We start from the raw sequence: 12,665 nt of genomic DNA, 5'->3' as shown, positions 1-12,665 counted from the left end.
ATGTAAAATTATTGATTTGACAGTATAGTCACAATCTGATCCTCGATTTTCTTCCCCTTCCTTTCATCTATCATATTGTTTAACAGGATTGAAAAGATAAGAGTTTGCCCGTTTTTGGATGTTACATATCCAGAAAGCGAGCTTACTGTTGAAAGGGTACCTGTTTTGGCTTTCACTTTTCCAAGGGTATCCGGACCTTTCATTCGGTACCTTAAAGAGCCTCCGACCATTTTGTCACGGACACCGGCTACTGATAAAGCATTTAAATAACTAGGAAACCATTTCTCTTTTTGAACTGAAAATAAGAGCTGTGAGAGTTGATTCGCTGGAATTAAGTTGACATGAGAAACGCCCGACCCGTCTCGTATAACCATTGTTTGAGGGTTGAGCTCGAATTTTGGCATCTCTGCATTTAAAACTTGTAATCCTTTTTCCCAGCTGCCTTCACCATAAACCACCCTTCCCATTTCCTTCACTAAAATTTCGGCATGTCCATTGTTACTTAACTTCATAAAAGGCACAAGCAGTTTGGACAGTGGCATAGATTGATGCGTGGTTAAAAGTTTAGCTGTGTCAGGCACCGTGTCCATCTTGATTTTTCCCGTCACGGTTATTCCTTGTTTGGTTAGTGATTGTTTTAAAAGGGTAACGGCGTAGAGGGTTGGGCCCCATACTCCTACCCATTCTTTTTCTGGTTTTGCTTTTACAGGAATTGTCCCTTCGATCATAATTGTATTTTTAGCATGCTCCCGTTCGATCGTCATTTCCTTTTTTCCATCCTTAGCGACCGTTTCAGCAAGGTTTATGATTTTTACATAATTTGTTTTCGGTGTCATTTTCACCGTCGGCTTGTCCCCTGCTTTAAGACCTGGTTTTACTTCAATTTTGACTGACCCGGCGTCAAAATCTACTGTTGGAGATGTAGTAAGTGCAGATATTTGTGCACCATAATGCTCTGTTTCGTCACTCCAAGGCAAGTCTAATGAATAGCGGACGTCATCATACCACGAATCATCACCGAACAGATTTCCTTTTATTCTTTTGATTCCTTGCTTTTTAATGTTCTCGGCCATCCGATCAAAATCAGTTTTTAATAGGGTTGGGTCACCTTTTCCTTTTATGTATAGATCCCCATTAAGGATGTTCTTTTTTATCGGACCATCTGCGAATACTTGAGTTGAGAAGGAATAATTCTCACCCAAAACATTTAGAGCTGCTGCAGCCGTTAAGAGTTTCATATTAGAAGCAGGGCGTAACCGAACATTGCCTTGATAATCATAGATGACTTGCCCGCTCGCAGCTGACCGAACACTAATTCCTGCAATGGCTCCTTGTAAAGCTAGCTCATTCATCAATAGTTGGTTGAGTTGTACTGTGATGTTTGTTGGGGGACTCATAGCATTTACATGTATATTAGGACCTGTTGCCCAAAGCGATATGAAGATAAGTAATACGATTTTCAACTTTAATTTCAAGCGAAATCCAGCCTTCCCTTTTTTCTTGAGTTTGTCCAAATAGTACCATTTGTATGTTGGATTCAATAAAAACGTGGTTCAGATTCCAAATAATGTATATTTATACAAAACACCTTAAAAATGGCACAAAACAAAGTGATTTTTGCACAAAACACCCTAAAATAAGCACAAAACCAAGAAATTATGGCACAAAACCATCCCAAAAAAGCACAAACTTCTTATCACCTTATACTCAAAGCCAGCAAACAGGGTAGTATTACACTCTCCCCTACAATACTGTAATATTTTTACTCAAATATGCCCAATTTTGTGGTGCGGGCAAGCTTATTTGCCAAAATGTAGTCCCTACTAACTGGTACAGATCCATCAACCGATACTTTTCTACAAAACTACGAATATCCTCAAACCAAACAATATGCTCCTCAGCACCTTGATAGTAGCGAAACCAAGGTGATTTAGCCATATTATCGAATTCAATCATCGCCCCCTTGGAAATAGCTTGATTCTGGGCTGCGAGTACAGATAGTGCACGGGTAACATGGGTAGAAACCACTTTGTCGTAACCATATAACGGCAACGCAATTTGAAGTTTACCAGGTTCAACCTGAGTAATGGAATATTGAATAACCTGTTCCATCCAATTAATTGGAGCAATTGGATCAGGCGGTCCACCTGGGTATCCATAGTCAATCGTCATCACAGCCATAATGTCTGCTACTTTTCCAATTGCCGCATAATCGTAAGCACCAATAATGCGGTTAGTCGGAATATCAGCTATCTTTGCATGTACATTCACCTGCAAAATAAGATCTCCTAGGGCAAGCTTTAACTCTGTTAAGAAACTAGTAAAATCATTTCGCTGGGCTGGTGGTATAAATTCAAAGTCAATACTGACACCACCAAATCCCCTCTCGAAAGTTAAATTGACTATACTTTTAACCAAATTTGATCTAAAAACAGGATCTTTTAACACCTTTCCGGCCAACTCTGCACTAAACTCATTGGCAGTAAAATTCCTAATCATCAACAATGGGATAATCCCTAATTCTATACTCTGAGCTACAATTTTAGCATCATCTACTTGATTGAAAGCGTACCCTTCTTGCGTAAATGAATATGCAACAACTGCTACATACGTTAATTGACCAGCGAGAGTAGTAAGGGTCAACACATTTGCACTTTCAGATGAAGGTACTAGAAAACCAAGAGTAGCTATTTCTAATTTTACAAGTGAAGGGATATTAATCACTTGGCCAATGGTAAGACGGTTAGGATTCAAGCCTGGATTTGCAGCCAAAATACTTTCTATAGTTGAGCTATATTGTTGTGCAAGCTGCCAAATATGATCGCCCGCTTTTATTCGATAGGAACGGATTGGCAGCAGGTTATCCGGAAGATAAAGGGCAAGGCCAGGCACGATAGAAGTAGCGGATGGCAGTCCATTAAGCTCTACTATCGTTTGTATAGAAACACCATATAAGGTTGAAATGGTCCACAAGTTCTCTCCAGCAGCTACAACATGAACAGCCATAACATCACGCTCCCTTTTTTACCATCATATGGTCCTAAAAAGTGAATATACGCTCCTACAGACAAAAAACGAACTCGTCGCTCGACAAGTTCGTCTTCCTCAAATCTATAATCGTAGGTCAATCGGGGCAGATTCTAATGCCAAAATTCCTAACACACATTATGATAGCGCTTATAGAAAATCCACCAAGCAAACGTTTGGTGGATTTGTTTTATGCACGTTTTTTAAAATTGTTCAAACCCGCCATTATCGTACCTTCTAAATTTAGCCCTATGACAGGCATCACAGGTTGGAAACGAATGGTCCCAAGGGAGTTTTTTACCGCAATTTTTACATTTCTTAACAAACTTTTTTATATCTGTTTTTAACCGTTCCTGGACTCGATCACTCACTTCTTCTCGGAGTCGCTCCCAATAGATGGCTTCCGTTCTTTCATCCAAACGATATAAAAATAAGAGATGAAGTCCAATGGCTTTGTAGCTTAGTTCCAGTTCTTCTAGACTTCGCTCCTTTACAATGGGTTCAGGGAGTTCTCTTCCTTGAATGATGCTGTACATCGTTTCCTCCCATTGTCTTGTTAATGCTGACTCATTTTTGGAAAAAGGAAGATGTAAAAATCCATATAAGTCCATTAATGAGAGCCTTGCTTCAATTTCCGTTCCTGCAATCAATTGGTATAGCGTCTTTTCTTCTGAAAGTGAAGCTTTTTTTGTACCTTTTGGACTTTCAAATTTTCCCCATAATTCAAAAAATGTTCCGAGGTCATGATAATAGCGCTGAAAGCGTTCGAAAACTGAATTAGTAGGGGCAATAGCAAACGTATGGACAGGTTCATCCTCTTGTAAAAGCAAATTTCTCATTTTTTTAATATCGGCTGTAAATGCCACTTTTCCGACATCATAGATTCCTTTACGACCTGCACGGCCAGCAATTTGTTTTACTTCTTGAGAAGTAAGCAGTCGCCTTCTTGTTCCGTCAAACTTTTCATTTTCTAAAAAGACAATCCGGCGTATCGGGAGATTTAAACCCATACCAATCGCGTCTGTCGCCACAATGACTTTCGTCCTGCCTTTATTAAACTGTTCAATTTGTTTTTTCCGGGTTTCAGGAGGCATGCTGCCGTAAATCATACTGACCGAGTGACCATCATTTTGTAGTCTTGAAGCTGTTTCTAGGACACGTCTTCTTGAAAAACAAATAAGGGCGTCGCCTTTTTTCACATGTTTAATATGAAATTCTTTCTTCTCCACTTCTAACGGCGTATCACGAGAATACTCATTAATTTCAACATTCGAATCACCTAATAATTCGAGCATCATGGATTTAGAATTTCTGCTTCCTATGATGTGGACTTCCTTTGCATTTGCTTTCGTGATGGCTTTATACCATGAAAAGCCACGGTCCTTATCTGTAATCATTTGTGCTTCATCAATAACTACAACTTCATAAAACTCCTTTTCATGAAACATTTCTACCGTACATGAAGTATGGCTAGCATTTGGAACGATTTTCTCTTCTTCTCCTGTTTTTAAGGAACATGGTGTCCCTTCTATATTTAACTTATCATATACCTCTAAAGCTAATAACCGTAGTGGTGCTAAATATAATCCACTGTCTGCCTCTTTCATTTTTTCTAATGCCTGATGGGTTTTTCCTGTATTGGTCTCACCAATATGAAGGACATACCGGATATTTCTCTTTAGTGAAGGGTCATATTCAGTACCAAATATATCCTTCATCATCCGCTCTTCTGCTTCCTTTTTCCGTTCTACCTCTTCCTGCTCTTCCCGATGTTTTTTTTCCCGTTCCTGCAAGTCTTTTTCATAAACTTCCTTGTGTACCGTTAAATCAAAAGGAAGTTCAGTTAGTTTGACTAAGTCTGAAAGATATTCTTCTTGAATGTCTTCGATAAAATAGCCTTCAACTTCATAAAGAAGCTGTGCAATACTACCTTTAACGAACGATGCAGAAAGCGGTTCATGAAAAGTATCAAAAAAATTCGCTTTTAAATCAGGTGGAAGCTGTTCTAACACTTCTTGTGGTATAAGCTCTGACACATAATCAGAAATTAAACTTTCATACACAAAGAAATAGGTTTGGTATTCGTAGAAACTTCGTCCCAAATGAAGGGTTTTATGAATATCACCTGTCAGTTCTTCAAAGAAAGTGGCAACAGTAGTATAGGTAGAGGGATTAAACGGACCTTCATTGACCAATTTTTCCTCGAGTGCAAATGTATCAACCGATTGAAACTTCGTATTATTTTCGAGATCCGCCCTTAATTGGGTAGCAACGAAGAATCGAACATGTAAGTAAAATAATTCGTAATTGTTCTCAATAATGTTGCTGGCTTCTTCTTCTATATCCATTCGTATTACTTGCTTCTGCTCATCAAGCTGTTTCTGCACTTGTTGCTTTATATAGTTTTCCTTTGCATTATGATATCGTTTTTCCCACACCTCTTCTTGCCCAGCAAATGTTTTGTTAATCCAGTCAAGTGCATCAAAGGGCTGATACGTTCTCATTTCATCCCGGAATAACTTATTTAAGAACTTCCTGTCAATCCCTTGAACCTCATAACCTTTTTCACTTAGATAAGTCTTTTTTTCATTTTTCGGTACATCATTTGTTGATTTATTTAACCATACATTGACCCAAATTTCTTCTATATAGTGGCCACGTTCAGCTAAATAGTCTTCAAAGGTTGGCAATGACTCCTTCATTTCTAAATAACGATCCATATCTTCTTGAATCTTCATTTTTGTATGTTCAATTGCTTGAGGGTAAATGGTAAGTAATTTACTCAATACGACCCCTCCTATATATATTTTGAATTTCCTTTTTACTTAAAGTTATGTATAATGTGAGTATAGATAATCATATAGTAAAAAAGACCGAGAGTCCTGAGACACGCTCGGTCATGCAATAGTTGATTCCCTTAAAGGGGATCGGCATAAAGGGCATAATCCACCACTTCTGCTTGCCGGCTCAAGGGTGGGTTATTTTTTTTTGTGGAAAGACAGAACAGTGACAATGAGACTAGCAAACGATATAGCTAACATCAATGCTTGAAAAACTGTCAAAAAGCATCACCCCCTTTCGATAGGAGAGTGTGCCGTCCACCCTTGAGAAAACTATACTATTGCATTTTCAATTATATCATTAAAAAATATACCGAACAAGCGTTCTTTAAATATTATGTAAATCACAGTACTTTTCGACTAGATCCTCTATTTGGTCTAGTTCTGGAAACTTTCCCGAAAACTTAAATTGGATCTCTTCAATAAAATCCTCTCGTTTATATACATGTATAGCTCCATTCTGTTGAATCACACTGTATTCTGGTACAAACCGATATCCATTCCGCTCAATAGCCCCCATATTCTAACCCCTTTGATAGTATTTTTTATATTATTTGCAAAAATAGACTAATCATGATTACATTTTCAAAAATAAGAGGATGCGTCACAAGACACGCATCCTCTCTTCATATTATGCTGTTGTAAATACTTCTTCTTTATTTAACTCATGACGAATGGTTGCCTGTGCCGCTGCTAGTCTGGCTAATGGTACACGGTATGGAGAACAGCTCACATAATCTAATCCTGTTCGGTAGCAGAAATCAATCGAGCTCTTTTCGCCTCCATGTTCGCCGCAAATACCTGTTTTTAATGAAGGTTTTGTTGAACGACCTAGCTTCACTCCCATTTCAACCAGCTTACCTACCCCATTTTGGTCAAGGACAGCGAAAGGATTTTCTGGTAGGACTTTATTTTCGATATAGGCCTGCAGGAATTTCCCTTCCGCATCATCTCGGCTATAGCCGAAGGTTGTTTGTGTTAAATCATTTGTACCAAACGAGAAGAAATCAGCTTCCTCTGCTATTTGGTCTGCAGTTAATGCTGCACGAGGAATCTCAATCATTGTTCCGATGGTATATTCGAAATTCTTCCCTGTCTCTTCTTGGATACTTAATGCTGTTTCTACCACAAGCTGACGCATTTGTTTTAGCTCATTAACATGACCGACTAAAGGAATCATGATCTCTGGCTCAACTACCATTCCCTTTTCTGCAAGTGCTGCTGCTGCGTAGAAAATTGCTTTTGCCTGCATTTCGTAAATTTCTGGATAGATCATTCCAAGACGGCAGCCACGGTGACCAAGCATTGGGTTAAATTCATCTAACTGACGAATTTTTTTAAGTAATTTTTCTTTTTGCTTTAATTCCACAGATTGAGGGTCAGTCAGTTGAAGCTTAGTCACTTCTACTAATAGTTCCTCTTTATCTGGTAAAAATTCATGAAGCGGCGGGTCAAGTAAACGGATAGTCACAGGGAACCCTTGCATTGCTTCAAAAATCCCTTCAAAATCACTTTGCTGCATTGGTAACAGCTGGTTCAAGGCTTCCATTCTCTCCCCATAATTATCAGCAAGAATCATTTTTTGTACTATCGGAATACGTTTTAAATCCATAAACATATGTTCCGTGCGGCATAAGCCAATTCCGCCTGCCCCAAATTCAAATGCTTTCTTCGCATCTTCAGGGTTATCAGCATTTGCTCGGACACCAATTTTCCGCTCTTGGTCGGCCCATGCAAGTAATAGCTGGAACTCATCTGAAAGTTCAGGATCAATCATTGGAATTTCACCAAGCATAATTTCGCCAGTCGAACCATCAATGGTAATAATATCTCCATAATTAACGAGGGTACTACCAATTGTGAACTGTTTCGCCTTTAAATCAATCTTTAAGGCTTCACATCCACAAATGCAGGCTTTCCCCATCCCTCGTGCTACAACAGCCGCATGGCTAGTCATTCCACCCCGGCTTGTTAATATTGCTTGGGAGGCCACAATTCCATGGATATCATCAGGTGTAGTTTCTGGACGTACCAGAATCACCTTCTTGCCATCATTTCCTAATTGTTCTGCTTCATCCGCATCAAAGACTACTTGACCTGTTGCAGCACCAGGTGAAGCTGGGAGACCTTTTGCCAAAATTCGTTTTTCAAACGCATCATCAATACGTCGGTGGAGCAATTGGTTTAATTGATCAGGATCGACACGTAAAAGAGCTGTCTTTTTGTTGATGATTCCTTCTTCTACCATTTCAACGGCAATGCGAATCGCAGCTTGTGCCGTACGCTTCCCATTACGCGTTTGCAGGATGAACAGCTTACCGCGTTCCACAGTGAATTCAATATCCTGCATTTCTTGATAGTGTTGTTCCAACCGTTTGCACGTTTCAGCAAATTGTTTATATACACTTGGCATTTCATCCTCTAATGTAGCGATTGCCTGAGGTGTACGGATTCCGGCAACCACATCTTCGCCTTGAGCATTGATTAAGTACTCGCCGTAGAGAAGATGTTCCCCAGTTGATGGATTTCTTGTAAACGCCACACCTGTTCCAGAATCGTTCCCCATATTTCCGAACACCATGCTTTGAATATTGACAGCAGTTCCTAAATGATCCGGTATTTTATTTAAACGTCGATAAACAATTGCACGTTGATTATTCCAAGAATTAAAGACGGCATTAATTGCAAGAAACAATTGTTCTTTTGGTTCCTGTGGGAAGTCTTTTCTTGTATGCTTTTTAACAATTCCTTTATACCCCTTGATTACCTCTTGCCAGTCTTCTGCAGTTAACTCTGGATCAGTGGAGTAACCCTTTTGCTCACGTGTTTCTTCTAATAATTGTTCAAAGTAATAGGTATCAATCTCAAGGACTACGTTACTGAACATTTGGATGAATCTTCTGTATGAATCATAGGCAAAACGAGGATTATTCGTCAACTTCGCCATACCAACAACCGTTTCATCATTCATTCCTAAGTTTAAAATGGTATCCATCATACCTGGCATGGAAAAAACGGAACCTGAACGTACTGAAACAAGGAGAGGGTTTTCAGGGTCGCCTAATTTTTTACCCATTTTCTCTTCTAAGCGGACAAGTGCTTCTAGCGTTTGTTTTTCTACAATTGTAGGAATGGTTTTACTAGCTTCATAGTATGCATTGCAAGCCTGTGTCGTAATGGTAAAACCGTATGGAACAGGTAATCCAATTCTAGTCATTTCAGCTAGATTGGCTCCCTTGCCTCCTAGCAATTCTTTCATATTGCCATTTCCTTCATGAAATAAATAAACGAATTTGTCCATTATTAAAAGCTCCTCTCTTTTTTTAACACTTCTAATATTAAGCCTGCCGTTTCTTCCACAGCCTTATTAGATACATCAATAACAGGACAGCCTACACGTTTCATAATTTTTTCAGCATGGTCGAGTTCCTCTAATATTCTCTCAAAGCTTGCGTAATTTGCTTGTGAAGCTAGCCCTAAAGCCTTCAGACGTTCTGTCCGAATTTCGTTTAATTTATTTGGTGAAATGATTAATCCAATACAATTTTTTCTAGGGATTTGAAATAATTCATCTGGTGGGTGCACTTCCGGGACTAATGGAACATTGGCCACTTTAAAGCGCTGATGTGCTAGGTACATAGATAATGGTGTTTTAGATGTTCTAGATACACCGACTAAAACAATATCAGCCTTTGTAATTCCTCTTGGGTCACGCCCATCGTCATATTTCACAGCGAACTCAATAGCTTCAATTTTTCGGAAATATTCTTCATCCAGCTTTCTCATCAAACCTGGTTGATGATGCGGTTGCTTATTAAATCTAGTTACGAACGCATTCATTAATGGACCAAGCAAATCTACTGCTAATATACCCTCTTCTAAGGCTCTGCTATCTAAATATAGTTTTAAAGTAGGAACAACAATCGTATATGCAATGATGGAGTTGCCTCTTTTCGCTAGTAAAAGGACATCTTCAATATCTTCAAAGTCCTCTACATATGAACTTCTGCGAATGTCCACATGACCTCCATTAAATTGTGTTGCGACTGCTTTTACTACAAACTCAGCTGTTTCCCCCACTGAGTCAGAAACTACATAAACCACTTCTTTCTGTACCAAAATAACAGCCACTCCTCTTAGTCTGTTTTTTCTTCCATAATTTCTAGATATGCCCTTGTAATCGTGGTTTTTGTGATTCTTCCCACAAGCAAATATGTATTTTTCAGTTGGTCTTCTACCTTCACTACTGGTAGAGAATCAATGTGATTTTGAATCATTTTTTTGGCGGCTTCTAACAGTGTTTCCTCGGGTTCGATGGTGATGATATTAGGCATTCTGGTCATAATGACACTTACTGGTAAGTCATTTAGATTCTTATTTCCAAGTGAAGCTCTTAGTAAGTCTTTCCTTGATATCACTCCTGCTAATAGCCCTTCAGTATCCACTGCATAAAGTGTACCTACATCTTCTAAAAACAACTGAACAATAGCATCGTAAACGGAGGTTGATTTTTCGACTACAATTGGATGAGCCTTATAATCATTTACTTTTTGGTGAATAAACTTTTTCGCCTTCTGTTTTACTTCATAATTGTCATTAAAGTAATACCCCACACGCGGTCTGGCATCCAAATTTCCCGACATCGTTAAGATGGCAAGATCTGGTCTTAAAGCAGCCCGTGTTAACGAAAGCTTATCTGCAATTTCTTTTCCTGTAATCGGTCCATTTTGTTTCACAATCTGTAGGATTTCATCCTGTCGTTTAGTTAGTTTAATCATTACCACCCCCTTATTTATAATAAATATGTTATATTCGTTAGATTAATTATAAATGTGCTATACTTATTTATATATAGTATATTACATTTGTGTGAAATACGAAACAATTACTTTCACTTTTTTTTGACAAAAATAAAAACCCGCTAATGTAGCAGGTCTTAGTTTACTTTTGACAATTAGGACAGTAAAATGTCTTTCTAGAAGAAACCATTTCATTTATGATAATGGCCCCGCAACGATTGCAGTTCTTGCCTTCCCGGTCATAAACTTGACATCTCTCATTAAATCCTCCCGTTAAGGTATCTCCATTAAATAAAGGATTTTCCATATAACCACCGTACTTTATTCCGTCCTGCAGGACTGCCTTCAATGAATGATATAGCATGTTCCTTTTTGATTCCTCTATTTGATCAATGTCTATCATAGGCAAAATTCCAGCATGGAAACAAATCTCTGCTGAATAGCAATTTCCGATCCCAGCAATAAACTCTTGATCAAGTAAAGTGGTCTTTAATCGTCCATGCTTATGACTAATCAATTCTAGAAAATGATTTAAAGTGAAATCGTTAGCCAATGGTTCAGGTCCTAAATCGGTGAGTTTCTCCTCAACTTCTTGTCGATTATATAAATGTAGATATCCAAGTCGAAGACCGATAAAGTATAGATGATTTTCTCCAAAGGAAATTTGGACTTGGATGGTTCGTTTTGGTTTTTCCGACTCAAGGCCATAGAACATCCATCCCCCTAACATTAAATGCAACAGCAGCACATGACCATTTTGGAGATAGAAAAGTAGGTGCTTTCCCCTCCTTTGGACATTAGTTACTTTTTGATGAAGAACTGTTCTTTTAAAAAGATCTGGATTTAGGTTAATGGATTTTTCTCTATTGATTTGAATATCTGAAATGACTTGACCAACTATTTTTTGATTTAAAAGGATCTTATAGGTTTCCATCTCAGGAAGCTCTGGCATCGAACTACCCCTTCCATCTATATGACTGCATGCACAATAGGTTTCCCAAAATAATTAAATAAAATGAAACAATTTAGTCATTGTGCTTAGAACAGCACCTTCATCTGAAAAAGAAATACGTGAGTATCATTTTTTAGGAACATTCGTTTCTCTTAATAAAAGAAAAAGACCTTCAACTAATAAGTTGAAAGTCTTTTAAAATAAGGCTCTATTAAAATTGTCTGTTGATTTCCGCTCCAGGCTCTTCGCTTTCCGTGGGCGTTTCGGCGAGCCTCCTCGGCGCTTGCACCTGCGGGGTCTGAACCGTACTCCCACAGGAGTCTTCGAGCCTTCCGCTCCAATCAACAGGGTAAACAAATCAACAATATTCTTTAACACAGCCTATTGAAAAAAGTTGAAGTGGAGCACGTCTACATCGACGATATCGGATTTTTTTAAAAAAAGTAGCAGTAGAGCACGTCTACATCGACGTTATCGGACTTTTTATTAAAAAAGTAGAAGTGGAGCCTCTCTACATCGACGTTATCGGACTTTTTATTAAAAAAAGTAGAAGTAGAGCACGTCTACATTGACGATATCGGACTTTTTATTAAAAAAAGTAGAAGTAGAGCCTCTCTACATCGACGTTATCGGACTTTTTATTAAAAAAAGTAGAAGTAGAGCCTCTCTACATCGACGATATTGGACTTTTTATTAAAAAAAGTAGAAGTAGAGCCCGTCTACATCGACGTTATCGGACTTTTTATTAAAAAAGTAGAAGTAGAGCCTGTCTCCATCGAAGAAATCGGATTTTTTATTGAAAGAAACAGGGTAAACAAATCAACAATACTCTTTAACACAGCCAAAATAAAAAAAATTCCAAAGTACATACTTGGAATTTACATAAGTAATATTGACAGGGGTAGTAGGAATTGAACCCACACCAAAGGTTTTGGAGACCTTCGTTCTACCTTTAAACTATACCCCTAAAATGGTGGAGGGGGACGGATTCGAACCGCCGAACCCGGAGGGAGCGGATTTACAGTCCGCCGCGTTTAGCCACTTCGC

The 12,665-nt window shown here is 38.6% G+C and carries 9 protein-coding genes and 1 tRNA gene; all 10 read right to left on the bottom strand.

The annotated features are described in order from the left end of the window. Window positions 1–8 precede the first annotated feature (8 nt). The gene (gene dacB / locus AC3A54_RS23155; RefSeq protein ID WP_487656369.1) at window positions 9–1,475 is read right to left on the bottom strand and encodes a D-alanyl-D-alanine carboxypeptidase/D-alanyl-D-alanine endopeptidase; all 1,467 of its coding nucleotides are present in this window, start codon (window positions 1,473–1,475) and stop codon (window positions 9–11) included. 268 nt (window positions 1,476–1,743) lie between these two features. Continuing rightward, on the bottom strand, window positions 1,744–3,006 hold the full coding sequence (locus AC3A54_RS23150; protein WP_487656368.1) for a LysM peptidoglycan-binding domain-containing protein: 1,263 nt from the start codon (window positions 3,004–3,006) through the stop codon (window positions 1,744–1,746). A 224-nt stretch (window positions 3,007–3,230) separates the two neighbouring features. Further along, window positions 3,231–5,813, bottom strand: coding sequence for a DEAD/DEAH box helicase (locus AC3A54_RS23145; RefSeq protein WP_487656367.1), 2,583 nt, complete (start codon window positions 5,811–5,813; stop codon window positions 3,231–3,233). Window positions 5,814–6,005: 192 nt separating this feature from the next. Beyond that, window positions 6,006–6,089, bottom strand: coding sequence for a putative holin-like toxin (locus tag AC3A54_RS23140; RefSeq protein WP_402959266.1), 84 nt, complete (start codon window positions 6,087–6,089; stop codon window positions 6,006–6,008). Between the two features lie 106 nt (window positions 6,090–6,195). After that, window positions 6,196–6,387 (bottom strand): YbxH family protein, encoded by a 192-nt coding sequence (locus tag AC3A54_RS23135; RefSeq protein ID WP_335533717.1) that lies wholly within the window; start codon window positions 6,385–6,387, stop codon window positions 6,196–6,198. 111 nt (window positions 6,388–6,498) lie between these two features. Beyond that, window positions 6,499–9,168 carry a pyruvate, phosphate dikinase gene (gene ppdK / locus AC3A54_RS23130; protein WP_487656366.1) on the bottom strand — a complete coding sequence of 890 codons (2,670 nt, stop codon included), beginning with the start codon at window positions 9,166–9,168 and terminating at the stop codon, window positions 6,499–6,501. A 2-nt stretch (window positions 9,169–9,170) separates the two neighbouring features. Next, window positions 9,171–9,986, bottom strand: coding sequence for a pyruvate, water dikinase regulatory protein (locus tag AC3A54_RS23125; RefSeq protein WP_487656365.1), 816 nt, complete (start codon window positions 9,984–9,986; stop codon window positions 9,171–9,173). A gap of 17 nt (window positions 9,987–10,003) precedes the next feature. Beyond that, window positions 10,004–10,645: a transcriptional regulator CcpN gene (ccpN, locus tag AC3A54_RS23120; protein ID WP_487656364.1), complete on the bottom strand. Its 642-nt coding sequence runs from the start codon at window positions 10,643–10,645 to the stop codon at window positions 10,004–10,006. A 163-nt stretch (window positions 10,646–10,808) separates the two neighbouring features. Continuing rightward, window positions 10,809–11,618, bottom strand: coding sequence for an Fpg/Nei family DNA glycosylase (locus AC3A54_RS23115; RefSeq protein WP_487656363.1), 810 nt, complete (start codon window positions 11,616–11,618; stop codon window positions 10,809–10,811). A gap of 896 nt (window positions 11,619–12,514) precedes the next feature. Next, window positions 12,515–12,585 (bottom strand) — tRNA-Trp (locus AC3A54_RS23110). Window positions 12,586–12,665: the final 80 nt, after the last annotated feature.

Source organism: Neobacillus sp. Soil_C_43 (assembly GCF_057656715.1).
This window is presented reverse-complemented; position numbering and strand designations above follow the sequence as displayed.